At 68.9% G+C, this 25,549-nt stretch carries 28 protein-coding genes and 1 tRNA gene; 12 read left to right on the top strand and 17 right to left on the bottom strand.

What is annotated here, in order from left to right; translation table 11 throughout:
• Window positions 1–43 precede the first annotated feature (43 nt).
• The 5 genes from ABZS58_RS48320 to ABZS58_RS48300 form a co-directional block, all read right to left on the bottom strand.
• Window positions 44–778, bottom strand: coding sequence for an NAD(P)-dependent alcohol dehydrogenase (locus tag ABZS58_RS48320; protein WP_354791300.1), 735 nt, complete (start codon window positions 776–778; stop codon window positions 44–46).
• A 492-nt stretch (window positions 779–1,270) separates the two neighbouring features.
• Entirely contained in the window at window positions 1,271–2,038 is a 768-nt protein-coding gene (locus ABZS58_RS48315) for an aminoglycoside phosphotransferase family protein (protein ID WP_354791298.1), read from the bottom strand.
• Between the two features lie 326 nt (window positions 2,039–2,364).
• The gene (locus ABZS58_RS48310) at window positions 2,365–2,880 is read right to left on the bottom strand and encodes a hypothetical protein (protein WP_354791296.1); all 516 of its coding nucleotides are present in this window, start codon (window positions 2,878–2,880) and stop codon (window positions 2,365–2,367) included.
• Window positions 2,881–3,064: 184 nt separating this feature from the next.
• On the bottom strand, window positions 3,065–3,604 hold the full coding sequence (locus ABZS58_RS48305) for a GNAT family N-acetyltransferase (protein WP_354791294.1): 540 nt from the start codon (window positions 3,602–3,604) through the stop codon (window positions 3,065–3,067).
• Between the two features lie 178 nt (window positions 3,605–3,782).
• Window positions 3,783–4,370, bottom strand: coding sequence for a GIY-YIG nuclease family protein (locus tag ABZS58_RS48300; RefSeq protein ID WP_354791292.1), 588 nt, complete (start codon window positions 4,368–4,370; stop codon window positions 3,783–3,785).
• Window positions 4,371–4,547: 177 nt separating this feature from the next.
• Here ABZS58_RS48300 and ABZS58_RS48295 point away from each other — a divergent pair, with 177 nt between their 5' ends.
• Window positions 4,548–5,660, top strand: a complete 1,113-nt coding sequence (locus ABZS58_RS48295) for a hypothetical protein (protein WP_354791291.1) — start codon at window positions 4,548–4,550, stop codon at window positions 5,658–5,660.
• A gap of 305 nt (window positions 5,661–5,965) precedes the next feature.
• Here ABZS58_RS48295 and ABZS58_RS48290 read toward each other — a convergent pair whose 3' ends face one another.
• Window positions 5,966–7,138 carry an ATP-binding protein gene (locus ABZS58_RS48290; protein WP_354791290.1) on the bottom strand — a complete coding sequence of 391 codons (1,173 nt, stop codon included), beginning with the start codon at window positions 7,136–7,138 and terminating at the stop codon, window positions 5,966–5,968.
• A gap of 44 nt (window positions 7,139–7,182) precedes the next feature.
• Between ABZS58_RS48290 and ABZS58_RS48285 the strand changes: the two genes are divergently transcribed.
• A complete protein-coding gene (locus ABZS58_RS48285; protein ID WP_354791288.1) occupies window positions 7,183–8,748 on the top strand; it encodes a hypothetical protein in 1,566 nt (521 codons plus the stop codon).
• 154 nt (window positions 8,749–8,902) lie between these two features.
• Here ABZS58_RS48285 and ABZS58_RS48280 read toward each other — a convergent pair whose 3' ends face one another.
• Window positions 8,903–9,076 carry a hypothetical protein gene (locus ABZS58_RS48280; RefSeq protein ID WP_354791286.1) on the bottom strand — a complete coding sequence of 58 codons (174 nt, stop codon included), beginning with the start codon at window positions 9,074–9,076 and terminating at the stop codon, window positions 8,903–8,905.
• Between the two features lie 313 nt (window positions 9,077–9,389).
• On the opposite strand from ABZS58_RS48280, the gene ABZS58_RS48275 reads away from it, so the two are divergent.
• Window positions 9,390–10,502 (top strand): hypothetical protein, encoded by a 1,113-nt coding sequence (locus tag ABZS58_RS48275; protein WP_354791284.1) that lies wholly within the window; start codon window positions 9,390–9,392, stop codon window positions 10,500–10,502.
• A 73-nt stretch (window positions 10,503–10,575) separates the two neighbouring features.
• Here the strand turns inward: ABZS58_RS48275 and ABZS58_RS48270 are convergent, their stop codons facing one another.
• The 3 genes from ABZS58_RS48270 to ABZS58_RS48260 all read right to left on the bottom strand — a co-directional run bounded on the left by ABZS58_RS48270 (window position 10,576) and on the right by ABZS58_RS48260 (window position 12,787).
• Complete coding sequence (locus ABZS58_RS48270) at window positions 10,576–11,607, bottom strand: PHB depolymerase family esterase (protein ID WP_354791283.1); 1,032 nt, start codon at window positions 11,605–11,607, stop codon at window positions 10,576–10,578.
• A gap of 281 nt (window positions 11,608–11,888) precedes the next feature.
• A complete protein-coding gene (locus ABZS58_RS48265; protein WP_354791281.1) occupies window positions 11,889–12,230 on the bottom strand; it encodes a hypothetical protein in 342 nt (113 codons plus the stop codon).
• Window positions 12,231–12,268: 38 nt separating this feature from the next.
• Window positions 12,269–12,787 carry a peptidoglycan-binding domain-containing protein gene (locus tag ABZS58_RS48260; RefSeq protein ID WP_354791279.1) on the bottom strand — a complete coding sequence of 173 codons (519 nt, stop codon included), beginning with the start codon at window positions 12,785–12,787 and terminating at the stop codon, window positions 12,269–12,271.
• A 471-nt stretch (window positions 12,788–13,258) separates the two neighbouring features.
• Here ABZS58_RS48260 and ABZS58_RS48255 point away from each other — a divergent pair, with 471 nt between their 5' ends.
• Window positions 13,259–13,771, top strand: coding sequence for a DUF4240 domain-containing protein (locus ABZS58_RS48255; protein ID WP_354791278.1), 513 nt, complete (start codon window positions 13,259–13,261; stop codon window positions 13,769–13,771).
• A gap of 72 nt (window positions 13,772–13,843) precedes the next feature.
• On the opposite strand, the gene ABZS58_RS48250 is transcribed toward ABZS58_RS48255, so the two are convergent.
• The gene (locus ABZS58_RS48250; protein ID WP_354791277.1) at window positions 13,844–14,236 is read right to left on the bottom strand and encodes a hypothetical protein; all 393 of its coding nucleotides are present in this window, start codon (window positions 14,234–14,236) and stop codon (window positions 13,844–13,846) included.
• Window positions 14,237–14,431: 195 nt separating this feature from the next.
• Between ABZS58_RS48250 and ABZS58_RS48245 the strand changes: the two genes are divergently transcribed.
• Together ABZS58_RS48245 and ABZS58_RS48240 are read left to right on the top strand one after the other, a co-directional pair.
• Complete coding sequence (locus ABZS58_RS48245) at window positions 14,432–14,953, top strand: SigE family RNA polymerase sigma factor (RefSeq protein ID WP_354791302.1); 522 nt, start codon at window positions 14,432–14,434, stop codon at window positions 14,951–14,953.
• On the top strand, window positions 14,950–16,149 hold the full coding sequence (locus ABZS58_RS48240; RefSeq protein ID WP_354791276.1) for a hypothetical protein: 1,200 nt from the start codon (window positions 14,950–14,952) through the stop codon (window positions 16,147–16,149). The genes ABZS58_RS48245 and ABZS58_RS48240 overlap by 4 nt, the downstream gene beginning before the upstream one ends.
• 242 nt (window positions 16,150–16,391) lie before the next feature.
• On the opposite strand, the gene ABZS58_RS48235 is transcribed toward ABZS58_RS48240, so the two are convergent.
• Window positions 16,392–16,519: transfer RNA gene (locus ABZS58_RS48235), tRNA-OTHER, on the bottom strand.
• A 272-nt stretch (window positions 16,520–16,791) separates the two neighbouring features.
• Between ABZS58_RS48235 and ABZS58_RS48230 the strand changes: the two genes are divergently transcribed.
• The 4 genes from ABZS58_RS48230 to ABZS58_RS48215 all read left to right on the top strand — a co-directional run bounded on the left by ABZS58_RS48230 (window position 16,792) and on the right by ABZS58_RS48215 (window position 20,325).
• Complete coding sequence (locus ABZS58_RS48230) at window positions 16,792–17,697, top strand: SAM-dependent methyltransferase (RefSeq protein WP_354791274.1); 906 nt, start codon at window positions 16,792–16,794, stop codon at window positions 17,695–17,697.
• Window positions 17,698–17,803: 106 nt separating this feature from the next.
• On the top strand, window positions 17,804–18,517 hold the full coding sequence (locus ABZS58_RS48225; RefSeq protein ID WP_354791272.1) for a hypothetical protein: 714 nt from the start codon (window positions 17,804–17,806) through the stop codon (window positions 18,515–18,517).
• A gap of 474 nt (window positions 18,518–18,991) precedes the next feature.
• Window positions 18,992–19,498, top strand: coding sequence for a SigE family RNA polymerase sigma factor (locus ABZS58_RS48220; protein WP_354791271.1), 507 nt, complete (start codon window positions 18,992–18,994; stop codon window positions 19,496–19,498).
• Window positions 19,495–20,325: a hypothetical protein gene (locus ABZS58_RS48215; protein WP_354791270.1), complete on the top strand. Its 831-nt coding sequence runs from the start codon at window positions 19,495–19,497 to the stop codon at window positions 20,323–20,325. The genes ABZS58_RS48220 and ABZS58_RS48215 overlap by 4 nt, the downstream gene beginning before the upstream one ends.
• A gap of 305 nt (window positions 20,326–20,630) precedes the next feature.
• On the opposite strand, the gene ABZS58_RS48210 is transcribed toward ABZS58_RS48215, so the two are convergent.
• Window positions 20,631–21,404 (bottom strand): hypothetical protein, encoded by a 774-nt coding sequence (locus tag ABZS58_RS48210; RefSeq protein WP_354791269.1) that lies wholly within the window; start codon window positions 21,402–21,404, stop codon window positions 20,631–20,633.
• On the opposite strand from ABZS58_RS48210, the gene ABZS58_RS48205 reads away from it, so the two are divergent.
• Window positions 21,384–21,683, top strand: coding sequence for a hypothetical protein (locus tag ABZS58_RS48205; protein ID WP_354791267.1), 300 nt, complete (start codon window positions 21,384–21,386; stop codon window positions 21,681–21,683). The two genes, ABZS58_RS48210 and ABZS58_RS48205, sit on opposite strands and share 21 nt — an antisense overlap.
• Before the next feature lie 595 nt (window positions 21,684–22,278).
• Here the strand turns inward: ABZS58_RS48205 and ABZS58_RS48200 are convergent.
• The 4 genes from ABZS58_RS48200 to ABZS58_RS48185 all read right to left on the bottom strand — a co-directional run bounded on the left by ABZS58_RS48200 (window position 22,279) and on the right by ABZS58_RS48185 (window position 24,610).
• Window positions 22,279–22,503 carry a hypothetical protein gene (locus tag ABZS58_RS48200; protein ID WP_344619174.1) on the bottom strand — a complete coding sequence of 75 codons (225 nt, stop codon included), beginning with the start codon at window positions 22,501–22,503 and terminating at the stop codon, window positions 22,279–22,281.
• Window positions 22,504–22,715: 212 nt separating this feature from the next.
• On the bottom strand, window positions 22,716–22,841 hold the full coding sequence (locus ABZS58_RS48195) for a hypothetical protein (RefSeq protein WP_354791265.1): 126 nt from the start codon (window positions 22,839–22,841) through the stop codon (window positions 22,716–22,718).
• Window positions 22,842–23,466: 625 nt separating this feature from the next.
• Complete coding sequence (locus ABZS58_RS48190; protein ID WP_354791264.1) at window positions 23,467–24,030, bottom strand: ribonuclease HII; 564 nt, start codon at window positions 24,028–24,030, stop codon at window positions 23,467–23,469.
• Between the two features lie 190 nt (window positions 24,031–24,220).
• Window positions 24,221–24,610 (bottom strand): hypothetical protein, encoded by a 390-nt coding sequence (locus tag ABZS58_RS48185; protein WP_354791263.1) that lies wholly within the window; start codon window positions 24,608–24,610, stop codon window positions 24,221–24,223.
• A 130-nt stretch (window positions 24,611–24,740) separates the two neighbouring features.
• Between ABZS58_RS48185 and ABZS58_RS48180 the strand changes: the two genes are divergently transcribed.
• Window positions 24,741–25,361, top strand: a complete 621-nt coding sequence (locus ABZS58_RS48180; RefSeq protein ID WP_354791261.1) for an SMI1/KNR4 family protein — start codon at window positions 24,741–24,743, stop codon at window positions 25,359–25,361.
• Window positions 25,362–25,549: the final 188 nt, after the last annotated feature.

Here is a 25,549-nt window from a genome sequence, read left to right as displayed (position 1 = left end):
CTCCCGCAGCAGGTCTGGATCAACCGACCAGCCCTGGAAACAGTCATACAGAACAACTAAAAAGATCTTGTCTCAATGATCTTGACAGATTCCGGCCGGGCGCCAGTGCTCGGCGGTAGGCGAACACCGACCGGTGCGCCACCAGGTCGAGTATTAGGTCGTACGGGCCGCGGCGGGTGAAGTCCTCGCTGTGGTAGTCGATCACCTTGTCCGCCCCGAGTGATCTCATGAAGTCGAGCTTGCCGGCGTTGTCGACACCGGTCACATGCGCACCGAGTCGCTTGGCGAGTTGGATCGCGAACGAGCCGGAACCTCCACCGGCACCGTTGACCAGGACCCGGTGACCGGCTTCGGTGCCGTCGGTCCCTTGCCAGGCGATCACACCCGCCTGCGGAATCGTCGACGCCTCGACGAAGGTCAGTCCCGAGGGCTTCGTCGCCAGCACCGACTCGGGAGCGATCGCGTACTCGGCGAACCCGCCCTTGAGGGCGAGGTTGTCGCCGTACACCTCGTCACCGGGCCGGAACCGGGTCACACCCGGGCCGACCGCATCGACCCAACCGGCGATGTCCGAGCCGAGTATCCGGCGTGCCGGCGCACGCAGCCCGCCGATGCGCGAATACAGCGGCGTGCCGCGCAGGGTCTCCCAGTCGCTGAGATTGACCGACGTCGCCGCAATCCTGACGAGCACCTGACCGGCTGCGGGTGACGGTATGGGAAGGCTCTCGATCCGCAACACGTCCGGTGGCCCGTAACGGTCGTACACGACTGCTCTCATCCGAGTCATACCCCAACTCTCCGCTCGACGGCGGCCGGTCCGGCATCCGCTGCGGAGGGCCGGCAACCACGTCCTTCTGTAGCACGCCGAGACAAGCGGTTGATGTTCTGTGACCGCAGGGGTTCGCCAACCGGAGCGCCCGGACAGCGGCATGCGTGCAAGCGACCGGCGCGGAGATCCTCGACTTCGGCGCGGACGGCCTGATCGGCCGCGGCCGCACGCCCGGCCTTCCGCCCTTCGCACAGCCGCGATCTGTTTCCCCTTATCCGATAAGGGGAAACAGAGGAGGGAACGCCCAAGGAACGGCCTGTCGCCGCGCACGATCGGCGGCAGATCCATGCACCGTCAACTGGTGGCCTGCGTGTTCTGACATCATCGCAAAGTGATTGATCTGGTCCTCGTCAACGGTTTGCCGGGCTCGCGGGCGTTGATGATCGAGTCGTGGATGTGGTCGCGTAGTCGTTTCGGGCCTCGGCGGATATTCGCTTGGGATCAACAAGTCAAAGCGAGTAGTTCGTCGATCACCGGCTCTGGACCGCCGTAGGTGAGGTGCGCGATGGCCACCATCGGTGCGATCACCCGACTCCAGGCATACAGCCTGTCCCCATCGAGCCCGCACGCGGTCGCCACCAGCTGGCAACGGGCCTCGACACCCTCGTGTCCGGCACCGGCCAACACATAGTCGACGGCGTCGAAGCACGGATCGCCTATGCACGCCTTCGGATCGATCGCGACCAGACCCCGTGACGAGCCGCCGTCCAGGGCGTTGCCGAGGTGCAGATCGCCGTGCAACAACACGAGCGTGGCCTGAGTGTCCAGCAACGTCTCACAGCGCCGTATCGACCGCTGCCAGGCGGCCTGATCGATTCGTGCACCGATGGCTGGTTCGGACAGCCTCCGGCCGATCCGGACGAAAGCCTCGTCACACCGACCGCGTAGATCCCACGGCCATTGCGCGGGCGGGGCCACGGTGTGGAGTGCGGCAAGCAACTCTCCCCACAGCTGCGGCAACGACGTCGTTGGCATGTCTTCGGCCTCGGTGCCGGGTAGGACCTCCTCCAACACCATCGCCCCGGCCTCCGCATCGGTGGACAACACGGCCGGCACCCGACCCGATGACGCGAACACGCGCAGCATCTCCACCTGCTTGGTCAACAGTGCCCGATCCGGACTGAGTTTGAGAACCGCTGCCGTTCCGTCGGGCCATTGACAGCGCATGACGAGAGATGAGGCTCCACTCTCAAACAGTTCACCGAGCACGAGTCCCCACCGGGAGGCCAGCCGCGCAGCGAGGGTCGGGACCTCAGCGAGCCACCCCTCAACCTCGGGACCAAATCGACCCACTAACCGCGCGCCCACGTCTCCCATGTCCACCGCGGCAGTGTGCGCCCGAGCCGCCAACATGCGCACATCGGCTACGAACGGGCACGAACGGCCAGTGCAAGACTTCACCAAGCGTGGCGGTGCGACTGGACGCCTACGCGCGACCTGCGGCGTGTGCACGCAGTTGATCAAGCTGCTCGCCTTGGTGGCTCGACGTTGCGCAGTCGACGAAAAAAAGTCGCACCGCTACGGAGCGCTGTTGATCAGTGCGACGCGAAGTTCCACTGAGCGGGCAGGGCGCTGTCGCACTGGGCACAGGTAAAGTCGTTGTCCCGTACGACGTTGCGCTCGCCGCAGGCCGGGCAGCGTCGAAATATGACCTTGTCGGTGAAGTCGTCTGGACGCCGTACGCCGATTCGGTCAAGCGCTTCGCCGACGGCGGGCCAGGAGTCCGGATCGGGGCAGTACCCAGTCGACTGGTTGGTCACCTCGACCACGTGCCAGCCGGAGACGGCGAGGGCGAACGCGATCTCGCCAGCTGCGAGGACGTCGTGTCCGCCGGCCAGCGCAACGTGTTCGGAGCGTCGGGGTGCCAACCTGAGTTCGCCATCGGACGCCACGACGACGAAGGTAAAAGGCTCGACGAGTTCACCGCGGTCGCGCCCAGCAAGCCAGCGCGCGAGGGCGGTAGCCGTATCGACAGCCACGGCGTCCACCTGGCCCATCCGATCGCGCAGCTCAGGCGACCCAACGTAGCTGTACCGCCTGGCATGCTTCACCGGGCGACGGTATCCACTGGCAGTTGGAGACGTCCACACGAAATTCGGGCCCCACCGCGCTGTCAAGCAGCGCCCGCCCAGCGGCTATGAGCGGATGTGTGATCAAACATGCTCGGCGGGCAAACCGCACCAATGATCGTGGGGTCAAGTTAGAGATCTCGGAAGGCAACGGCGTTGCTTACGGTCAGGAGGTCGGGAGCCAGAAGCGCAACTTGTCACCGTGCTGATCCCCAAGGACTCCTCCATTGACCTCGATCACTTTGCGGGAGGCGATGTTGGTGACGTCGCATGTCACAAGGGCGGACTCGATGCCCAAACCCCGCGCCACCGGCAACGCGGCGCGCAGCATCGCGGTGGCGTGACCGCGGCGCCGCGCCGATGGTCGAACGTCGTAGCCGATGTGACCGCCGACCTCGCGGAGGTGAGGTGTCAAGCGGTGCCGGATCGCGATGCGACCGAGGTAATCGTCGTCCTCGACCCACCACAGCGTCGTCGACGGCACATGGCCCTCAGGCCGGGGCGAGTCCTCCCGCACCTGCAGCCGTAACCAGTCGACGTAAGCGGCGAAGCCGGCCGGCAACGACCAGCGGTGCCCGAAATCCCGGATCTCACTGCCGATCATGCTGGCGTCGGCGGGACTTCCCCGCCCTTCACCGCGGAACTCGGCCACGGCAGCAAGAAAGGATCGATGCGCGCGTACGGTGGGCAGGCTCAGCTCGGGCATGGCGACATTGGTACCCAACCGACCATGTTTGCGCATCCGCAATTCGGCAGTTCAGGACGCCCTCGACGTCGAGAGGCGCTTGTCACCGGTCGTAAGGGGCCGTGATCAGCTGGCGCGCACCATCGGCGGCATGAGCGCATCGGTACCCGTACGCGTGCCGGGCAACCGGTTACGGCGTTCACGAGGGCTCGACCGGGCGGCTGCTGGTGTTGTACGAGTTCTTGGCGGCGACCACGGCCGCCTGGATGTGCTCGGGGTCGACGCCGTGTACGTTGAGCGGCGGGTGCACACGCCGGACAAGTTCGGCCTCGATGGTTGCCGGCTCCGCGTCCTCCGCCCAGGTCAAGCGCAGGTGCGTGTACATCCACGCGGTCAGCCGCGCCTCATCCTCAGAGACTAGGACTACACGATCGGTCCAGGTCGTCCGGTAGCCCTCGGACACAAGAAGCCCGGCCAATGTACGGCGCAGCGTCGAGCTGCCCGAACGCCTCAGATGGTTGCGCAGGATCCGGCCCCGCAGGCTGGTCGCCCGTCCGAGATACAGCAGCCGTAGCGACGGGACGCTCCCATTCGACGGCGCGGGGAGGTCGGGAAAGATCGAAGGAGCAGCCCACCAGGCGTAGACACCGCCGCCACGGCTGAGTCTCTTGACGGCGACATCGAGTCCGACCGGCACGCCGGAGAGCAGCCGCAGGGCCTCCTCGACCCGGGCGCGGTCGGTTGGGACGTCGTCGGGTCGCGTTCCGGGAGTGGTCATCGAGACCATGCTAGGCGTCCCGGGCCGATCGTGGCCGGGCCGCATAAACACCGGATGCTCCACGCAAGATCCGGCAACGCCGCGATCGGCGGCCACGGATAGACAGACCGATCAGCAGGCCGCGCACTAGCGGCGGCATGAGCGAGCGCGCGCCGCTTTGAAGTGAGGATCTCTACGCTGTAGTACGTGGCAGAGCGCTGGACAATGGTCTCCGAGCAGCAGGCGATAGCGCAGGCCGGTGCGGACGTCGAGTTGCTGCCTGGTGAGCCGGTCTCGTATGCGCTGGGGACCGACGCCACGGTTGTGATGCTCGATGTCGGCGACCGGCCGCACGGCAGCTGTGTGTGGAGTCGCGACGAGGTCGTGCTGCGTGGCCCGGTCCCGGGCTCGACCCGTCAATGGATGGACGCCGGTGAGGACGGTGTGCCGGTGATTCTGGGGTTCGTCCGCCTGCCGGCCGGCTGTTTCCCGCTCGGCCGCCTGCAGTTCGACCAGGGTGAGTTCGTGCTGGTCGACGACAACGACGGTTGGCCGGTGCGTGGTGAAGACCGGCATCGGCTCGCCGAATGCTTGTTCCGTCTCGATGAGCGGCTGCCGTGGCACATGCTGGACCTGGTCCGTCCCGTAATGCCGGAGGACCTGCCAGAGCCGATTTGGACCACCGAGCTGCCGCACGATCCAGTCCGCGCCATGCACCAGTTTGTCGCCACCTGGTACGCCGACATTCCCCCCGTTCCTCACGAAGCGGGGAATGCTCCGTTGCAGGTGCCAGGACCGTTGCTGGAGTTCTATCGCGCTGCTGCGGGACGCAGGGAGGTACTCGGCATTCAGGATTCGATCCTGTCCCATGCTCGGGTCCACCATGCAGGCGGCTTGCTGCTCTTCGCAGTAGAGAACCAGGGCGGCTTCGGGCTACTGATTGACCCCACCGGTGCCGACCCTGAAGTCTCGTACAGCGAGAACCCCGGGGAGGTGGTCGGCACGCGGCAGTCGCTGAGCCGCTTCCTGCTGCAATTCCTGCTGAGCGAAGCAGCGGTCACCAGCCCGTTCGACGCCTACGCCACTGTCACCGACGAGCAGTCCCGCCAGATCGGGCGGCTCCTACAACCTGTGCCGCTGAGCCCGATGCACTGGCCCACCGGCCTCACCCGCCACTATGTGCGGCCCGGCGTCGTGGTGGCGGTGCGCGACCGAACGGACGGGACCGCTGCGGTCTGGGCCGGCAGCCGCTGGCGCTCAGCGCTGCGCCCGCTGCGTCAGCGGCTGCCGGGCTTCGAGTGGCAACGATTCAGCGGCTGACGCGCACGGACATCGGCAGGACAGGACACCTCGGACCCGCCGTGCCCGTAACCCGCTGTGACGAGTCTGGGCTGGCACCCACTCACCCACGGCGGCAGATCCGCGCACGTGATCATGACTGACCGCGAGCCGGACGACATTGTTCTGCGGCTCGACCGCACAATCACGACGCCGATCGATTCGGCCTATACGGGCAGTTCGGTAGTGTCATATTCCCGCGTGACGGGGGACGGTTCGGCCTCGGTACATGCTCCGCGGTCCCCGTGAACGTGCTCGGGCAACCGCGGAACGGCCACGAGCCACAGTTAGAGGAATTTGCGGGACTTTAGGTACGTCGCCAAGTCGTCGTAGGTCCCGCCCTCGTTGGCGAACAACGCCACGTTCCGCGCGGTGGCGAACCAAGGGCCGGTGGACGGACGGACTTCTTTCAGTGCGCGGTCGAAGTCGCGTTGCTCAATCATCCGGACCTCACCCCGTTCGATTGCATCTGCCATGGCGTACTCGGCGGCTGTCTCGCATAGGTGGGCCAGGTCGGCGCCGGAGAAGTCGGTCGTGTCCGGGATCAGGCGGGGAAGGTCGATGTTGGCGATTGGGCGGTCGCGCAAGTGGTACCGCAGAATGCTCTCCCGCGCCGGGCCGTCCGGTGGCAGGACCAGCGCTACGCGGTCCAGGCGGCCAGGGCGGCGCAGGGCGGCGTCGACGTCCCACGGGGTGTTGGTGGCGGCTAGGACGAAGACGCCGTCATTGTTCCCGTCGATGCCGTCGAGTTCGGCGAGCAGTTGGTTGCTCAGGGTCCGCATGGCCGAGGAGGTCAGCTGCGCGCGCTTGTGGCCCAGGGCGTCGATCTCGTCCAGGAACAGCACGCAGGGGGCGCTGCGGCGGGCCGCCTCGAACAGTTCGTGCAGGTTGCGCTCGGAGTTGCCGATCCACATGTCGAGGACGTCCACAATGGACAGTGAAAGGAACTTGGCGCCCAGCTCGCCGGCGACCGCTCGGGCCAGGAAGGTCTTGCCGCAACCCGGCGGGCCGTAGAGCAGCAGGCCGCCGCGGAGGCTCTTGCCGTACAACCTTCGCAGATCGGGATTGCGCAGCGGGCCAAGGAACGCCAGCTCCAGGCGCTTCTTGACGTCGGTCATGCCGCCCACGTCGGCGAGGCGGACGGCGGGGGCCTCGACGTCATAGACACGGTCCGCCTCGCCCTCGACCGGCGCCGGCCGGTCGTCGGCGGCGAAGCGCGGCGGCACGACGTCGGTGAGTTCGCGCTCGTAGGCGGCCAGCGGGTCCAGTGCACGCTGCATGAGCTCGACCGCGGCCGCGTTCGCGGGCTCCCCGGCCAGGACCTGGCCGATCTGCGCTACCGCCTCCGGGCCGCGCCCAGCGTCGAGCAGCAGCTGGGCGAGGTGCAGGCGGAGCACCGCGTCGTCCGGGCGGGCCGCGAGTGCGGCCCGCAGCGACGCGATGAGTGGTGAGTCGGTCATCGGAGCTCCCCATGAGACAAGTCAGCTGAGCCTAATATTGGCCGATGACCGTCGAAGCGGGACCGGCGCGGCTGGCGCGCGCCCGAGCGCTGCTGGACGTCAGCCGCTTCGAGGCGGCTCGCCGCGAGGTCATGGCCCTGCTGGCCGAGGAGCCGCAGAACCCCGAGGCGCTGTGCTTGCTCGCGCACACCTACCAGGCCGAGGACGACTTCGCCGCGATGCGCGACGCGGCCCGGCGGGCCGTCGAGGCGGACCCCGAGCACCAGAACGGGCATGTGCTGCTGGCGTTCGCGCTCGTCGGGCTGAACGACTGGGCGGCGGCCCGGGCCAGCGCGCTGGAGGGCATCCGCCTGCGGCCCGAGGACTGGCGCGGCCACTCGGCGCTGGCGACGGCCGAGCTGGGCCTCGGCCACCCTCGCCTGGCCCTGCGCACCGCCGCTCACGCCATGGGCCTGGCGCCGCAGCAGCCGGGCCCGCACTTCATCAGGGGGCTGCTGTTCGACGCGATCGGGTTCAAACGCAGGGCCCGCAAGTCGTACCGCCAGACACTCGCCCTCGACCCCCAGCACACGGGGGCGTTGACCCGCCTGGGCCGCCTCGCCGTCGGCGGCGCGCGCCTGTCGGAGGCCGCCGGGCACCTCGGTGCGGTGCTGTCGGCGGCGCCCACCGACCACGACGCCCGCACCCAGCTGGACCGGCTGATCCTCTCCGGCCTCGGCGGCTGGGCCATCATGGCCGCCTGGACCGCCGGCGTGCTGGGCCTGTTCACCATGGTCCCGTGGATGTGGGCGGCCGTGCTGCTGCCCCCGACCGCCTGGTGCGTGTGGGCCGCTCGGACGTTGCGCTCCCTGTCGCCGGGCCTGCGGGCCTACGCCCGGCAGATGCTCCGCATCGACGCCCGGGCCCGGGTGCGGCTGGTTGCGCTGGCGGTGTGCGCGCTGACCGCGGCCGGGCTGTCCGCCAGCGGGTCGGTGCAGGACCCGGACGGCGACCCACCGGCCTGGCTACTGATCCCGGCCGGCGCGCACCTGCTGAGCCTGCTCGCGGCCGCCGCGGCAATCCTGATCGTGGACCTCCGGGTCGCCGGGCCGCCGCAGACCGGGCCCCGCAAAGCCGGCGCCGCTCCGGCGCCGACCGACATGCTCGCCGAGCACCGCCACGCTGCGCCCGCCGGCCGGTTGGTGCTGCGCACGTTCCGTGCCGGTGCGCTGTTCGCCCTCGTGCCGTGGCTGCTCAGCATCGACCCGCCCGCGGCGTGGCCGGTCCGGGGCCCCGTCGCGCTCGCCGCCCTCGCCGCGCTGGCCGGCTACGGCTGGTGGGTCCGGCGCCGGCTCCTGCGCCGCCCCGGCCCACCGAACGCCGCGCTCGGGGTACTGCTGCTGCCGATGACCCTCGGTCTGCTGGCGGAGCTACTCGTCCTCGGCGCCGCGGCGGCCCTGCCGACCGCCGCGCTGCCGCTGCCGGACGCGGTCGCGGTGCCGGGCTTCCTCGCCATCGCCGCCGGCGTCGTGGCCTGGATCGGCGGACTCGGATACGCCGCCATGGCCGGTGCCGGCCGCCTCCTGCGCCACGGACGGGCGGACACCGGCCCGGCGGCCCAGGAGCCGTGACCGGACCCGATACATCGATGGGCTGTGAGCAACGCCGCGCACTATGGCGGCCACGGTCGAGTCATCGCTGACGTGCCGGTAGAAGGCGAAAATCGTCAATACAATCGATGACACACCGCTCGCCGTTGATGACCGAGAGGCGGCCTGAACGCAGTCAAAGCCGAGACTCGCCGACCGACGGTGGTTGATGATCGCGGCGACCCGACGTTGGGAGAACTTCGAACGTCGTGACTCCGGGGCCACCGAGCACCATGATCGAATGCGCGGTCATCAAGCAGATCAGCGCGCCGGTCAGCGTCGGGTGCTCGTTACGCAGGGTGACGGACACTGCTGACCTTGCGCTCACGGCCAGTGGTGTCCGAACGGACGATCAGCATGCAGAGTGCATACGGGTTCGTCACGTACCGGAACGCTTGCTCCCGGGTGGTGGCTGCCTGCGCGACCCGTGTGTCGCGGCGAGCGCGGCCGCGGCGCCTTGACGGTCGGAACCCGCATCAAATGGTGCGCCGACAGCGACAGGAGTGTGCGGCGGCGGTGGTGGTGCGGTTCCGCGGCCCGGCCTTGAGCCATGGATGGAATCCCGGTGAAGTCGCCCTCGAATGGTGATCCGGGGCCGCCGCACGTGTGCGACGGTGAGCGCTGTGACGACGCGCGACGTACGCTTCGCCGACGCGACGACCGGTACGGTCTCGGTCGACCGGCCGGTCCTGCGTCACCCGGCCAATCCGATCCTCACCGCGCGGCAGGTCAACGCCGTCTGGCGCGAGCCGCACCTCCAGGTGGTCACCGTGCACAACGCGGGCGCGGCGAGGCTCGCGGACCGGACCGCGCTGCTGTTCCGGTCGCACCTGCGCTGCGGGATCAGCGTGCTCGGCCTCGCCACCAGCGTCGACGGCGTGACGGACTGGACGGTGCACCCGCGACCGGTGTTGTCGCCGGCGACCGAACGCGACCGGTGTGTCGACGGCGTCGACTGGCAGCACGTCGTCGAGGTCGAGTCCGGCGGCGTCGAGGACGCCCGGATCAACCCCGTCGAGGACACGTTCGCGGTCACATACAGCGCCTACCATGCCGGGATCCGCAATCGGGTACGCGTGTCGCTCGCTCTCACCGACGACCTCATCACGTTCACCAGGCACGGCCCGATGCTCGACCGAGACATGCGCAACGTGGTCGTGTTCCCGGAGCGGATCGGCGGGCGGTACGTCGGGCTGTTCCGGCCCAACGACGTCGGCCCGGGCGACACCGGCGGCGCGTACACGCAGGTCAGGATCGGATACACGGACGACTTCCGGACCGGGCCGTGGGAGGTCACCGGCGAGCCGGTGATGCGCACGGGAGCGGGACCGAGCGCCTTTTCCGACAAGATCGGGCCGGGCGCGCCGCCGGTGCGCACGCCGCACGGCTGGCTCAACGTCTTCCACGGCGTACGCACGACGATGGACGGCAACCCGTACGTGCTCGGCGTCGCCCTGCACGATCTCGACGACCCGAGCGTGGTGCGCGTTTCGAGCATCCCGATCCTGTTCCCGTCGCGCGCCGACTGCCGGGTCACCGACACCGACTACGTCCACGTGCCGAACGTGGTCTTCTCCTGCGGACTTGTCCGCGAGAGCACCGGCACGGTCGTCGTCTACTACGCGGGCAACGACACGGTCATGAACGTGGCCGTGACCCATGAGGACGTGCTGGCGGAGCTGTGCCTGCGCTACGGCCAGGACCCGCTGACCGGGAGGCTGCTGTACACCCTGTGAGCCGGGTCGTCCTCACGGCGCGTCCACGGTGTCGACGTGGACGCGCCGTGAGCCTGGCGCGGCAGAGCACCGCTCAGCCGTCCAGGCGGCGCACCATGTTCATGATCGTCTCTAGCTGCGCCCCGCCCTTGATCGGGTAGTTGGTCGCGCCGAGGTAGCCCCACCAGTCCCAGCAGCCGTTGGGGTTGACCGCAGTGGCGAGCGCCTGGGGGTACAGCACGATCATGGAATTCGTGTCGGCGTACTGGTTGAGGTTGGCCCGGTCGACGAAGGCCGTGCCAACGTCGGCGTAGCTCTGCTTGCAGCCGTGCAGCGCGACGAGCAGGCGGCACGACTGGCCTGCGGTGCACGCCGCTGGGACGTACGCGAAACCGGTCGCGCCCATGCTGAGCCCGTTGGCGTAGCCGTTGACGGCGAAGGTGTTCTGGCTGAAGCTGATCAGCCGGCCACCGAGCGCGCCGGTGTTGGGCCCGTTGACCGAGCCGAACAGCTTACGCAGGAACGCGTTCTGCGGGTCGGCGCCGCAGTCGTTGAGGAACGGCGACGCGGTGGCCGGGCAGCTGACCGTCCCGTACGGGCTGACCCAGGCGTGCCCGGCGGACGAGCCGCTGTCGTACTGCACGCTCGCGCCGAAATGCTGGTAGTAGCGGACCAGGTCGTCGTTGACGGACTTCTTGACCGTGGTGTCGCCGTTGCCGTGGAACACGTACACGGGCCGGCCGGAGAGGTTGCCGACCGGGTCGATCCAGCCGTATGTCGCCCAGGTGCGCGTGTACGTCTGCAGGTTCGTCAGGTACGTCGGCCACACGTTGTCCGCGCAGCCGTACAGCGCCTGGCTGACGTTGTTCTGGGCGCAGTAGTACGGCCCGGACGCGAAGATCGCCGCCCCCTGGATCCGCGACGAGTACGCGACGTGCAACTGCGTGGCCATCGCGCCGCCGGACGAGACGCCGGCGACGTACACGGACGAGACGTTGTAGGTGCCGAGCGATCCGGCGACCGGCGGCTTGGTGGGCGGGTTGGCGGCCTGCGCCGGCATGGCGCCGGCCAGCACGAGCAGGGCGGTCACGGCGGCGGCCGTGACGGAGCGGACGAGGAATCTCATGGATCCTCCCGTGGCGGCGGGGTGTGTCCGCCGAGAGTAGGAGGACCGTGCGCCGGCGAACCATCGGCGGCAGGCACATAGTTCGATGTCCGCAGGTGTGGCTCACGTCGCGGGCCGCCCACCGCCGCCCGGCCGTGGGACAGACCCACGGCGCTGGTTCGTTCTCACGGCCTCCGCCACGGTTCGGCCGGTAGTCGCTTGAGAACCGGTGTTGACCGTACGCACCCTGAGTCGCCTCCGAACAGGGCCGGCCGGCACGCGCCGGCCGGCCCTGTCGCCGTTCAGCAGGTCTTCGTGGTCACGTAACGGTTGACGACCTTGCCGTCGGGGAGCACGGTCTCGACCTTGGTGAGGGTGGGCGAGTAGCCGCGCCCGGCGATCGTGTAGCACGGGCTGTCGGAGTCGTTCATGTCGACCAGGCGGCGGACCGAGCCCGCACCGCAGTTGTAGTAGGACCAGTACCACTTGCGGGCCTTGGTCCCGTTGGCGGACACCTTCCAGGCCTCGTAGGTCACGGTGGGCCCGCACGGGTCCACGTCGGCGAGGGCGGGAGCGGGCACGGCGAGCGCCGCCCCGGTGAGCACCACTGCGACCGTCATCGCCGTGATGGCGCGCTTCAGCATTGTCTTGGTTCCTCTCGTCAGGGTTGAACGGTGCGGGGTCAGCTGCCGTGGCTCGTGTCGAGCCAGACGTTCGTGAACGGGTGCTCGAACGACCAGACGCCCGTGGTGATGTGCTTGCGCATGTTGAACGCGTGGGCCGGTGTGCCGTAGCCGAGGTACGAGTAGTACTCGTAGGAGCCCTGGTCGTACCAGTGGTACAGCCCAGAGCGCTCGGCGGCGCGCCACGTCTGTGTGCCGACCCATCCGTCGGTGGCGATGTTCGGATCCTCGCGCGAGTTGTAGAGCCGCTGCCAGCGGACGGTCGCGTTCGCGGTGTTCGGGCCGAACTGCCCGTCGATGTCGCTGTACAGGTTCTCGACCCACAGCATCGACTGCCACAGCCGCACGAGGTTGCCGGTGTTGACGCATGAACTGACCTGGCACAGTTGATCGTTGTCGCTCCAGCCGCCGGTGACGACGTGGGCGGACGCGGAACCTGTCGTGCCGAGGGCGACGCCCAGCACCGTGGCCAGCACGACCGCCGTGCGCGTGGCGGCCGCTGTGAACCTGCCTTGCATAAAGTGCTCCGTTCCCGGGGGACGTATCGGATGCCCTGCGCTCCCCCGCGGCGCAGGGCACGACCGTCGCCGGCGACCGAGCTCGTCCGGCGGGTCCACGATCGGCGCCGTGGAGGATGTCCGACAGGGCGGCCGCGGCCGGACAAACAACGTCGGACAACGCCTCGGTACGTTCTGCGGTCGGGTGCGCGAGCCAGACACGGAGGTGGGAGCGTAGAGCCGTCCGGAAGCCGGACTGGGCCGGCAATCCCAGCTACCGAGTGGCCGGCCGGCACGCCCGCGGGGGCGGCGAAGGGTGTCGGGCGAGGAGCGTCCTGCTCATGACACCGAGCGAGCAACCGCTGGTCGCGAAGTTGTCCGGCAGGGATGTCCAGCCGCCGCGCGAGCAGCTGCGGGCCGGTGGCAGGCTGCTGCCGCCGAACCAGCACAGCAGTCGTCCCTCATTGGACCCGGATCCGGTTGGAGCACGCGATGGACGATGAACAGTTCTGGCAGACGATCGACATGACCCTGCAGCGCTCCACCCAAGACACCGATGAGCAGGCCGAAGCGCTGCGCGATGTTCTCGGCGGCCTGCCCGACGCAGAGATCCTCGACTTTCACCGGCGGCTGGTCGCGGCGAACCATGAGCTGTACACCTGGACCCACATGGCAGCCGTGGAACTGGTCGAAGGGTCGCTCGGGGATGACGGATTCACCGACTTCCGGACCTTTGTCGTTGCGACCGGCCGGGACTCCTTCGGACGGTTCCGTGATGATCCGGACACGCTGGCGGACATCCTCGCCCATCGAGGCATCGAACTCGCGGAGCCGTTCGGCGCTGTCGCCGACCAGGTGTACTTCGCCCGGACCGGCCGACGTATGTGGGACGACGGGGCCGGCCCACTCGAACCCTCGGAACCGCCGGCCGGCGACCCGGCCATCCTCGACGATGCGACGCGGCTCCGGCAACAGCTGCCCCGCCTCAGCGCGCGGTACCGCTGAATCGTCGCCTGACAGAGACGATGTGTGATCCCGCCGAGCAGCAGCGTCGCCGCGCACTCCCGGCGGTGCCGATCACCAGTCGCGCCACTCACCGGCCGCTTCATCGGTGCCACGGCGTTCCAGCAACGCCGCGACATCGATGCCGGCCTCGGCGAGGACCTCCTCGATGTACCCGCTCAGCTCCTCGCGCGTCATGGTCTCGATGTGCTGACCGAACGCCAGGTCGATGTCGTTGAGCGCGACCACGACCCGTTCGACCGCGACCCACACCGCCTCGTCCGCCGGCGGATCCAGGCTCGCGATCTCCTGCTCGTATGCCACCAGGGCCGCGTCGACGGCGGCGACGAACGCCGGCGGGAAGAACACCGGCGCGTACGCCGCGTCCGGCGACAACGTCCCGGCAGCGACCGCTGCCTCCTGCTCCTCTGTTTCCTGCCGCCAGCGGTCGGTCAAACGTTCGATCATGGCGATAGCGTAGGCGGCGGCGCCTTCGCGGTGGTCCTCGCGGTATCAGACATCCTTGCCGCCACCGGTCGATGGCCTCGCCGCGCTCAGCGGCCGTTGCCGTCGCCACACCTGCACGTCACAAGGTCCCGATCGGGTGCCAACCTCGGACACCGCCAGTTTCGTGTACCGGGTGAGACAACGCTGTGAGGGGTGCTGGTGGACGATGAGGCAGGCTTTCGGGAGTTCGTGTCGACACGGCTGGGGCGTCTGTCACGGACCGCATACCTGTTGACGGGCGATCATCACAAGGCCGAGGACCTGGTGCAGGTCACGCTCGTCAAGGTGGCTCGGCACTGGCGCAGGGTGAGCCAGGCAGGCGCGCCGGACGCCTACGTACGGCGGGCGCTGTATCACGAGCATGTCTCGTCGTGGCGGGGCAGGCGCGTGCTGGAGATGTCCACCGCGGCTCCGCCCGAACGGGCAACCGGGCGGGACGAGTCGGCGGAGGCGGTGCGCCGGATCGTGCTGCGCAACGCGCTGGCGAGGCTGGCTCCGGGACAACGGGCGGTGATCGTCCTGCGGTACTTCGAGGACCTGTCCGAGTCCGACACCGCCGATGCGCTCGGCTGTTCGGTGGGTTCGGTCAAGAGCCAGACCCATCACGCGCTGGCCCGGTTGCGTGTCATCGCGCCCGAGCTCGCTGACTTCATTGCGGATTCGGAGGTACTGGCATGACGGGGCTGAGGGACCTGCTGGTCGAGGAGGCGGGCGACGCGCGCACCTACGACGTGACCGACCGTGCTGTGCGGGTGGTCAGGCGCCAGCGGCTGACGGCGCGTCTGGTTCCGGCCGCGGCGGCGCTGCTCGTGGTCGCCGGCCTGATCGGGGTCGGGGTGCGGTTCGGCGGCGGGGGCGAGCAGGATCCGGTGCCGGTCGCCGCGGGACTGCCGGCGCGGCTGACCCCGCAGGCGTCGCCGCCGATGCTGCCCGAGGATCGTGGTGTCGGCCGGGCCGCGCTGGCCTACCTGAGCGGCGACGACGAGAACGGCTGGGTGCTGGTGGCCGCGGACGGCAGCCAGTACCGGGTGAACGGACTGAGTGTGTACGGGATCTCGCCGGACGGGCGGTGGCTGCTGGTGCTGCGGCCGGACGGGTCCAAGGTCCTGCGCGATCTGACCGGCACCGGCCGGCACGAGTTCGCCGCCGGCGACACCAGTTCCACCGCGAGATGGTCGCCGGACAGCCGGCGGCTGGTCGTGCAGATCTCCAACCGGGCCGCTGCCACGGATGCCGTCGTCACGTACATGGTCGATCTCGCCACCGGGGCACGAGCCACGGTGCCGCTGGACCTGGCACGTCACGACCGGGTGTGCGCGGTGCGCAACTCGGGGGTGCTGGTGCTGTGCCCGTTGCCCGAGTCGTCCTTCTCCGGGCTGCGCCTGGCCGACAGCACGACCGGACAGGTCATCCGCGACATACCCAGCACGGACCTGGGGCTGCGCCCCACCGAGACGGCGCCGGCCGACCTCGGAACACCGATCCTGGGCCCGGACGACCACACGCTGTTCATGGGTGTCCGCGACGCGGCCACACCGGGCTCGAACGCAGCCCCGGCGGGTGGGGGGCAGAACCGCTTCCTCGTCGGGTTCGACCTCGAGACCGGACGGCTGACCGAGCGGTACCCGCTGCCCGACCGGGTCCCCGCCGCCCAGCGCCCCCTGAACGGGGGTGTCGAGTACGGACAGCCGGACGAGCGCTACCTCCTCGGCATCCACGCCGACGGGCCGCTCCTGCTCCACATCGCGCCGAGCCAGAGCGACCCGTTCACGGCCGGATCCGTCTCCATCGAGCTGATCGCCCGGGACACCGGCACGCTGAGCACCGTCACGTACGTGTCGAGGCCGATCACGCTGATCCGCTACCCCGGCTGACAGCCGCACCACCAGCGGCAGGTGCGGCATGTGCGCGGACGGACGTTGAGCTGATCGTTTGAGTGGCCGGACGCCTGGCCGTGCACCGAAGAGCATGGCTGCGTGTACATCGGCATCTCCTTCACCAGCGAACTCCCCGCCGATCGCGACGACCTCGAAGACTCCTCCTGAACGAGCTGGGCGGCTTCGAGGTCGTACGTGCGGGTGCCGGTGTGTCCGGAAGCGGCGGATCGGGATGCTGTCGGACCGGAGGGGATTTGAACCCCCGGTGGGGCATGGCACGCCAGCGGCCCCACGCGCCTTCGAGCCGCCCGTGCGTGCCCGGCCTTCGACTCTGAGCGCTGCGATAACCCGGCTCTGCCACCGGTCCGGACACAGTATGGTTCGATCCCGCCGATCGCGCAGGCAGGTTTCTCCACGGCGTGCGCCCCTGATGGGGCGGTGAGTCGCGTCCCGTGGCGGGCAGCTTCCTGATACATCTCGACGTGCGATCACGCCTGTCGCGGCCACAACCTCGATCTTTCCGGACGCCCTTCAGCAGATCCGCGCAGCCATCGAGTCCGGCCTGGACAGCCGGTAGGTGCCGCTCGACCGGCGACGGGACTGTGTAGATTCGCCGGGAAGCGAGGAAAGGTGCGAGACATGGCGGGACACCGCAGCTGGGATGTCACCACCGGGCCGGGCATCACGGCCCTCGGCCTGGCCGCGGCGCGTACCGTCGAATCGTCGCGTCCGGACGCGCTGATCGACGACCCGTTCGGCGCCGCGTTCATCCGGGCCGTCGAGTCGCCGGTCGCGTTCCCGGTGCGCTGGCCCGAGCCCGGCGCCGAGGTCGGCGACCGGGACGCGCTGCATCTGCACGGCTCGCGCTACATCGGGGTGCGCTCACGGTTCTATGACGACGTCGTCCTCGAAGCGGTCGGCGGGGGCGTCCGGCAGGTCGTGCTCCTGGCCGCAGGCCTGGACACCAGGGCGTTCCGGCTCGGCTGGCCGCCCGGCGTGACCGTGTACGAGCTGGACCAGCCGCAGGTCGTCACGTTCAAGGACGACGTGCTCGACCACGCGGGTGCCAGCCCCGCCTGCGCCCGCGTCCCGGTCGGCGCCGACCTGCGCGAGGACTGGCCGGCGGCGCTGACCGGCGCCGGGTTCGACGCCGACGCCCCGGCCGTCTGGGTCGCGGAGGGGTTGCTGGCCTACCTGCCGGCGGAAGCGGAGGATCAGCTCCTGCGGCGCGTCGACGAACACTCCGCGCCGGGGAGCCGGCTCGCGCTGGACCACATCGTCCAGGTGGACCACCTCGCCGCGGACCGTGCGCCGCTCGACGAGCTCAGCGAACGGTCCGGTGTCCAGATGCGATCCCTGATCAATACCGAACGGCGCCGGGAACCGGCGGAGCACCTGCGAGCGGCCGGCTGGAGCGTCGGCGAGGAACCCGTGGCAGCCGTGGCGGCGCGGTACGGCCGGGACCTCTCCGACCCGTTCGGCCGGCAGGCGACGCCGCCGTGGCTGGACACCCGGTTCCTCAGCGCCGTGCTGGACCGTCGCTGATCAAAAACACGCAGCCGGACGGCGCCGGTGCGGGTGGTAGTGGCATCCAGCAGTCGTAGCCGGCCAGCGTGTCGAGCGGGGTTTCCGGCTCACTCACACTGACCCGATGAGGCACATGCGGCTTGGTGGGGTCGGCGTGATCGATGGCGACCGAATCGACTGGGCGGACGCGGTAGGGCATCCGCCGCGATCGGATGACCGCGTGCTTTCCCGGCGGCGGCGAGTTGTCGCGGCGAGTATCGCGGGCGCAGCGGTCGCGGTGCAGGCGGCGGTCGCCCTGGCGTGGTGGAACCCGTGGCGCTATGTCCACCTGATGACCTCCACCCATGACTGGCACCCGTCGGGAGCACTCGCCGGCAGCGTGGTGATGCTCGGAGTCGCGGGCTCGTTGGGCATGCGCAGCCGGACGGTGGTGCGGGCCGCGGTCTCGTTCGCGGTGGTCGTCCTGCTCGCCATCACCGTCCTCGGCACGCTCGCCGAGGTGGCGCACAATATCGGCAACTTGGACCGGGGGGAGGGACCGCGCGTGGTGGGGATCTCGCCAGACGGCCGGTACGAGATAGTCGTCGCCTACGCCGGCGATCTCTTCGACGCGGACACCGCGGTCCTGCGCGTCCGTTCCCGCAACGGGCTGCTCAGCCGAGAATCCACCGACCTCGGCTGCGTCCGACCCGCAGACTCCGACCCTGCGGTGGTAAGCGTCGCGTTCACCGGCCCGCAGAACGTCATGATCAGCACCGGCGATGGACGTGCCTGGCAGGCGCGTTTCGATCCGGAAACCCTCCGCCCCACCGCGACCTTCGGTCCGCCCTGCCGGTGACCGCGGGCGCGACAGCGCGGCTCCTCACGACGTCTGCGGGTCCATTTCCACTCGTGACTCATCACGCGGCAGCGGCGAGTGCTCGATCGCGGGGTCGCGGTCAATCACGATTCCGTGGCTGACGCGCACGCACATCGCCTACGAGTGCGCAGCGGATCCGTCAGAGCGTCCGGCTGGAACGGCGTACGCAGCGTGACGACCGCCGTCGAGCCGGAGCGCCCGACCGGCGGCATGAGCGTGCACTCCAAATTGCGCCGGGACGCAGAGGGGCAGGTTTCAGCCCGGCAGGACTCGACCGGTACCGAGCGTGCGAGTCCGGGTCAGCACTCCTCCGACCGTCCGGCCTGACCCGCAGCCGTGACCGTGGCGGTGGTGGAAGCCGCGACGCCGGGAGCGTTTCTGGGCGCAACCTTGGGGGTTCGGGCGGAGTGTCTTAGTTATGAACGTCGCTGCGGGACAGGGTGGAGCGTTGACGTGAGGCGACCGGGGGAGGCTGAAAGGTCGGCCGCTGACTTCACCGCGCTCTATGAGGCTAGGTTCGTTGACCTCGCTGGACAGTTGTATGCGTTCACTGGTGACAACAGCGAGACCTACGACCTGGTACAGGAGGCGTTCATCCGTGCCTGGCAGCGGTGGGCGACGGTCGGGAAGTACGAGGATCCGGTCGCGTGGGTGCGCCGGGTGGCCTGGAACCTGGCGATGAGCCGATATCGCCGTCTGCAGCGATCGCGTTCGATGCTGCGTGACGTCAGCCAGGTGGCACCCGGCATGGAACCGGACCGCGTGGCGCTTGTCGCGGCGCTGCGAACGCTGCCCGAGCAGCACCGGCGGGCGGTCGTTCTGCACTACCTGGCCGACCTGTCCGTGACCGAGATCGCCGTCGAGACCGGGGCTGCGGTCGGCACAGTCAAGTCGTGGCTGCACCGCGGCCGCGTCCAGCTGGCGGCGGCATTGCAAATCCATGAAGGGGTGGACCGATGACCGACCCGATCGGCACGGCATTGTCGGAAGAGTTCGCGGCGTTCCGGCAAGCGGCTCCGACCGCCTTCGCGCCGCCACCGGCGAATGCGGTGTTCGCCACCGCACGTAGCCGCACCGTGCGTCGGCGGGTGCTCGTGGGTGCGGCATTGGCCGTCGCCACGATCGCGGCGGGAACCACGTTGCTGCCCGCACCGGCTATCCGCCGGCCGATGCCGCCGGCCGATATGGTGACGACGGCCGTCGCGACAGCGACTCCGCCGCCGAGCGCCCCCGGTTCGAGCAGTTCAACAGGACCGGCTTCCGGCGGCGCGATCGCATCGCTGCCAGCAACGCCCGGGTCGGGCCGGAGCGGCCAGCCCGGTCAGATCCGCCAGAGCGACTGGCGCAACGCTTCCATCCGGGGCCTTGATTTCTGCGGTGAGAGCGACGATGTCGTCACATTCCGCGGTGGTTCGAATGGTAACGACATCCCATGCGTGATCCTTCCGGGAGGAGCGCGTCCGGTGTACGCAGAGTTCCTCGTCGAGGAGCCAGCCAACCGGCCGGCTGCCGAGGATGCACTGGTGCTGGTCGAACTCGGCAATCAGAGCGCTGCGCGGCGGCAGGCGTTGGTCCCAGTCGCCATAGGTGCCGACGGCCGCACCCTGATCGCCTGGCCCGTGATCAAGGGCGACCCACCCAGCCCGACGGGTGACAAGGTCATGACGTTCACGGCGTACCACATCGAGCAGAACATCGTCGTGGCCACAGTCAAACGGTTGGACGGCACCCTGGAGACCCGACGCTATCGCCAGGCAGGCATGTACGGTCCTTGGGAGCAGTTCTAGGTAGATCACAGCAGGATATGATCGAATGCACTGACATCGGCATGTCAGCGAGCCGAGCAAGCACCCCGTCATGACGTTCCGTAGCGAGCTGATCGCGGCAGATCCGCGCACCCCGACAGTATGCAGATCGTCTGGCCACGGCGGGGCGGAGCCGAGACCGACCGGGAGTCGTCACCCGTGGCCATCCCAGTGCAACTGCGTACAGGTCGCTCAGGGCGTTTGGCCGGACCAGCACAGGTGCACTCCCGCATCCCGCCGGCCAAGCGAGCGCCGTGGAAGTGGCTCGATGACGGGGCCGAGACGCTTCATATGCGTCGTTCGGGTTGCCCGTCTTCTTCGGCGGGCGCAGGGCCGAGGATCTTCCGTAGGTCCGCCATCGCGTCTTCGCCGAGCAGAGCGGGGGCGGTCTCCAGGATCAGCTGGACGCTCTCGCCGATCTGCTTCTGCATCGATGCCAGAGTGGCGCTGTCCAGCTCCGGTGTATCGCCACCGTCTTCTATCCGTGCATTGCGCACGATCGCGATCTGCTGCTCGCTGAACAGCCGGGCAGCCAGCGCCGCGACGATACGCTGCCGCGCTTCCGCCCGGCTCATACCAGCCCTGTACGCCTCGATAGCGGCAGCCACATCATGCGACGCGTCCACAGGCGGAGCCTCCACCACACCGGCCTCCACCGGCACGGCTTCCACCAGCGCGGCGTCTACTGGTGCGGCTTCCACCGCGGTGTGCGACTCGACCTCGACAACCGGCTTGCCCTTTTTGCGAGTCAGCCTGTTCCACGCTGATGACGCGGTTGACCCGACAGCCGAGCCGGCCGACGCCACCGCGGAGCCAGCCGATACTGCGGCCGAACCCATGGCAGACCCGGCCGATACGGCAGCCGTACCGACAGCGGAGCCAGCCGACGACACCACCGACCCGATAGCGGAGCCAACCGATACCGCAGCCGAGCCCACGGCAGAGCCAGCCGACGCCACAGCCGATCCGACAGCCGGGACGGCCGACGCTACCGCCGAGGTGGCGGCCGGGACGGCGGTTTCGGTCACCCACTTTTCGACGTGCGGCTTCGCCACTTCCATGACTTTCAGCGTCACCGCGGCAGCGACCGCGACAGCAACCTCGACAACAACCTCGCGCAGGAAGTTCTCGTCCCCGTGGTCACGGGCAACCTGGTGTTCGGTTCGACCGGCGACGGCATCCACATCGCCGCCCCTACCACCGTCATGCGCAACGTCACCGTCCGCAACACCGGATACGGCATCGAGGCGACGGCGGGCGTCCACGACGGTGGCGGCAACGTCGCGGCGGCGAACGGCCCGCCCGCCCAGTGCGTGAACGTCCGCTGCCTCCCGCGATAAGGACAGCCGGGCCGCGCGCCGTACCCGCGAGGGGTGGTGCGGCGCGCTGTCGCGGCGATCTTCGAGTCGGCCACCGCACGTCTGGCCGCGCTGTCTCGAACCAGCTCACGGGCTGCGCGTCGGTCGTCCGTTGACACCATCGCCCGCGGCTCAAGGTATCCGCACAGAGCGTCGCGAACCGTTGCGCAACGGGGGCCAGCTGCACGACGTAGCTGGCCTGCGTCGGCCGCTCCGACAGCACGGCCGCGTCCGCCATGACGAGCGCGGCAGCAGATACCACGTCGACCGGGGCGGCTCGACTGCCACCGCCAGCCTCGAGACTCTCCCGGCTGGTCTGGTTGCACGGCCGGGCCAGCGGCCGCGGCGGCCGGCTCCGCCGCCGGGCACGTGGCCATCTACGTCGGCGACGGCCAGATCATCGAGGCCCTGCAGACCGGGCACGCTCGTGCGGTACGACTCCATCAACTACCTGGCACGCCGTACGGCTACGGTCGGGTCGCCTGACCCTCCAGCCATCCGGCTCGTCCCGATCAACGTGGGCCCCGGCCCGGCCGGTGACTGCTGGCCGGAGACTCGGGGCCGCACCGCCCTCGGCTCAGGAGTTGGTGAGGTCCGTGGACTCGCCGGTGGCGGGGTCGACGGTCTCCTCGTAGACGCCGTCGCCGTCGGCGTCGATCGCGATGAGGTCGACCTCGCCGTCGCCGTCCGTGTCGGCCTCCAGCACGTTGGCGCCGTCGTCGAGGGTGTAGATCTTGGCCTGGTCGACGACGCCGTCGCCGTTGAGGTCCTTGTCGTCGAGGGTGACGTACTCTTCGCTCATGATTTCGTGGTCCTCCAGTCGCAGGTGTGGTGAAGCGTAGCGGCCACGAAGGGCCCTGCTACTTCGGGTCCGGCGGCTGTACGCCGGCCTCCCAGGACACCAGGGTTGCGCCGGACGGAGGCTTGACGAGGTCGCCACCGGACAGGCCCTCGGACCTGAGGGACCAAACGGCCGACATCCGCCTGTCGGCAGAGTCGGCGCGCAACCCGATGTCAGCCGACGTCGATGCCGGCCGCCTTGTCGAGGCGCTGCAGCAGGTCGTGGGCCGCGAGTTCGACCGCCTTGTGTCGCCACTCGGCGGCGCGGTAGACGCAGGCGATGAGGCCCGTGCGGTGCACGCGGCGTAGGTCGCGTACACGAACCCGTAGCGGGCCTTGGTCTCGTCGGTCGCGCCGTCGGCCAAGGCCAGGTGCCACTCGGCGTAATCCGCCCACGAGTGCCGGCCGAGAAACGCATTCTCGTCGTCGGCCCGCGGCTGGGACTCGCGCCAGTCGCTCCCCAGCACATACTGCTTCGCGTCGACCAGGCGGTTGGCTCGCTCCACCGCGGCAGGGTTCACCGTGTACCAGCCGCACCGTCGCCCGCAGCACTCCGAGCGGACCCTCCTGGACGACGCCCTCAGGCAGTTCGACTCCGTGACCGGCGAGCATCCCCCGCAGATCGGCAGCGAGCCGCGTCGCTGCGCGGGCGCCGAAAATGTTGCAGATCGGCCCATCGCAATCCAGCAGAACAACCTTGACCGGCTCGGTGAGTACAGCCAGTCGCCCGTGTGTCGTACTCATGGCATGCCCGCTCTGCCGGTCACGCTCCGCAATCTATCACCACACGTAACACCCACCCGGCAAGCAGAAGCGCAGGCCACGAGGTGGCTCGAGCCGTACGGCATCGCCTCCAGCAGGACATCGCGCACCATCGGCGGCAGATCAGGATGGCGGCGAGCAACTCGGGGCGATCAGTACGCCGTCAGCCACTCAAGAGAGATCGGACAGGTGCAAACGTCCGGCGATGCGGTCGGCAGACACCGAGCGCGTTCAGAGCCGCAATTGCCGGCGCACCGTAGCCCTTGTTCTGGGCAAATCCATAGCCGGGGTGCAGCGCGTCCAAGCGAACCATCTCAGCATCACGGGCAACCTTCGCCAGGATGGCGGCAGCCATGATCGCTTCCTCTGTTCTGTCGCCGCCAGGCACCGCTCTTACTTCGGCCACCTCCAGCTCCGGGGTATGAGCGCCGTCAACAAGGCACAGTGTCGGCCGCTGGTCCAACAGGGCGACAGCCCGCGCCATCGCAGCCCAGGACGCGGACAGGATGTTCAGTGTGTCGATCTCCTCGACGGACGCGCTTGCAACGGCGAAGAGCTGTGCGCGTTGGCGGATCTGGACGGCCAGCTGTTCACGTTTGCCCGCACTGATCTTCTTCGAATCGCGAAGGCCGGCGATGCCGTGATTGGCGGGTAGCACGACTGCGGCGGCATAGACCGGTCCTGCAATACAGCCCATACCTACTTCGTCGATCCCAGCGATCAGCACGCCTCCATCGTGCTGGCAGTGTCAAGTAGGTGCTTCATTCATGCGTCGTTATATCGTGCGAGCTGCGGCGATCAGCACCGCGCGCCGGTCGCGGCATGAGCGCGCAGCCGGTGAGGTCTGAGCCTGGTCGATCAAGCCGCCAGCGCTGGGCGCTGGCCGGTTTACGGCCTCGGGTTGGGCGATTGGTCGGTCAGAGAGTGTCCTCGGTCAACGTAGAGCTCCGTTTCGGGCCTCCCTCCGGAATCGGGTTCGAGGCCGTTTCGCCGAGCATCTGCTGCGGCAGCGCGTTCCATTTCCTGGTGACGTCCTCTGGGCGCTGATGGCCGCACTCGAGACGGGTACCTGTGCCGTCGGTGACTTCGGCGTTTCCTTCGTTCACCCAGACGGCGATGTTCGCGATGCCGGCCGCCCGGTCGTCGTCGTCCTCGAAGTGGTCGACGGTGAAGGGTGCATCGACGCCGTCGTAGTCGGAGCGGACGTGGAACGTTTCGCACGGTTTCAGCCAGCGGTCCTCTCCCCACGGCTCCAACCAGAGCACCAGCAACCCGTCGGAGTCGTTGTGCACGTCCATGATCGCCACGAGTACACCGTAATCTCGGTGGCACTCTGGTGGACACGCGCATCGTTGCTCGTTGCGTCGCGGCGTACCGAGGACGCGCCGGTTCGGCCATCATCGTGTTGGACACGCTCACGCTGAGGGGACCGGCGGCATGACTGAAGACGAGATCTTCGATGCGATTCGGGCGCGGGTGGAGGCCGGTCGCCCGACGGATTCGTCGTCCGCGTCGTTGTTGCCTCCGCCGGTCTCCGGGCAGGTCATCAGGGATGCCGAGGCTGTGATCGGCTATCGCCTGCCGCCGTTGCTGCGCCGCATCTACCGTGAGCTCGGCGATGGTGGTGTCGGACCTCACGGCGGCATCGAGGGCTTGACGAACAGCTGGTCCAACACTCCCATGGTCGACGGGTACCTGGAGCTTGTCAGCGCTGAGGCTGAGCCCGGCGAACGCCCACCGCCGCCGCGCGGTGTCGTGTTCTTCTGCGATCTCGGCTGTGCGATGTGGGCGTTGCTGGACTGCCGGCACCCGCAGGGGCAGATGTGGTGGTCGGATGAGTACGAGTCGTGCAAGCTGCATCTCACCCTGCCTGAATGGTTCGGTGCCTGGCTGGCGGGTGACTCCCATGACGTCTGGGCCAGGCCGGGGCTCAGACTGGGCCCGAGTCCTGGGACCGCGAACAGGCCGAGGCCGCCGAGCGGCACCGAATCATCCTGCATCCCGATCAGGCGCCCCTCTGGTGACGGGCACGCGCAGCAGCACGATCGAGTGCGGTGACCTCGGCACAACAGGATGCCCCGGAGCGAGGAGTGCCGGTCACCAGCAGCCACCAACGGCGACTGGTCGGCGCGCACGATCGGCGGCAGATCCGGTGCGCCACGAAGCGCCTCGTTGTATCCCCGGTGCAGCCGGGAAGAACTCGGAGGGAGGTTTTTGGGTCCGATGGCTTACCTGGATCCGAAAGG

The organism is Dactylosporangium sp. NPDC005555 (genome assembly GCF_040605635.1).
GTDB lineage: Bacteria > Actinomycetota > Actinomycetes > Mycobacteriales > Micromonosporaceae > Dactylosporangium.
Note: the sequence above shows the minus strand (reverse complement) of the source record. Positions and strands in the feature narration are given on the sequence as shown.

Coding starts and splice junctions, on each gene's coding strand:
- ABZS58_RS48320 (WP_354791300.1), bottom strand. CDS start 778: ATGAGAGCAGTCGTGTACGACCGTTACGGGCCACCGGACGTGTTGCGG.
- ABZS58_RS48305 (WP_354791294.1), bottom strand. CDS start 3,604: ATGCCCGAGCTGAGCCTGCCCACCGTACGCGCGCATCGATCCTTTCTT.
- ABZS58_RS48300 (WP_354791292.1), bottom strand. CDS start 4,370: ATGGTCTCGATGACCACTCCCGGAACGCGACCCGACGACGTCCCAACC.
- ABZS58_RS48290 (WP_354791290.1), bottom strand. CDS start 7,138: ATGACCGACTCACCACTCATCGCGTCGCTGCGGGCCGCACTCGCGGCC.
- ABZS58_RS48285 (WP_354791288.1), top strand. CDS start 7,183: ATGACCGTCGAAGCGGGACCGGCGCGGCTGGCGCGCGCCCGAGCGCTG.
- ABZS58_RS48270 (WP_354791283.1), bottom strand. CDS start 11,607: ATGAGATTCCTCGTCCGCTCCGTCACGGCCGCCGCCGTGACCGCCCTG.
- ABZS58_RS48265 (WP_354791281.1), bottom strand. CDS start 12,230: ATGCTGAAGCGCGCCATCACGGCGATGACGGTCGCAGTGGTGCTCACC.
- ABZS58_RS48260 (WP_354791279.1), bottom strand. CDS start 12,787: ATGCAAGGCAGGTTCACAGCGGCCGCCACGCGCACGGCGGTCGTGCTG.
- ABZS58_RS48255 (WP_354791278.1), top strand. CDS start 13,259: ATGGACGATGAACAGTTCTGGCAGACGATCGACATGACCCTGCAGCGC.
- ABZS58_RS48250 (WP_354791277.1), bottom strand. CDS start 14,236: ATGATCGAACGTTTGACCGACCGCTGGCGGCAGGAAACAGAGGAGCAG.
- ABZS58_RS48240 (WP_354791276.1), top strand. CDS start 14,950: ATGACGGGGCTGAGGGACCTGCTGGTCGAGGAGGCGGGCGACGCGCGC.
- ABZS58_RS48230 (WP_354791274.1), top strand. CDS start 16,792: ATGGCGGGACACCGCAGCTGGGATGTCACCACCGGGCCGGGCATCACG.
- ABZS58_RS48225 (WP_354791272.1), top strand. CDS start 17,804: ATGAGGCACATGCGGCTTGGTGGGGTCGGCGTGATCGATGGCGACCGA.
- ABZS58_RS48215 (WP_354791270.1), top strand. CDS start 19,495: ATGACCGACCCGATCGGCACGGCATTGTCGGAAGAGTTCGCGGCGTTC.
- ABZS58_RS48210 (WP_354791269.1), bottom strand. CDS start 21,404: ATGGAAGTGGCGAAGCCGCACGTCGAAAAGTGGGTGACCGAAACCGCC.
- ABZS58_RS48200 (WP_344619174.1), bottom strand. CDS start 22,503: ATGAGCGAAGAGTACGTCACCCTCGACGACAAGGACCTCAACGGCGAC.
- ABZS58_RS48180 (WP_354791261.1), top strand. CDS start 24,741: ATGACTGAAGACGAGATCTTCGATGCGATTCGGGCGCGGGTGGAGGCC.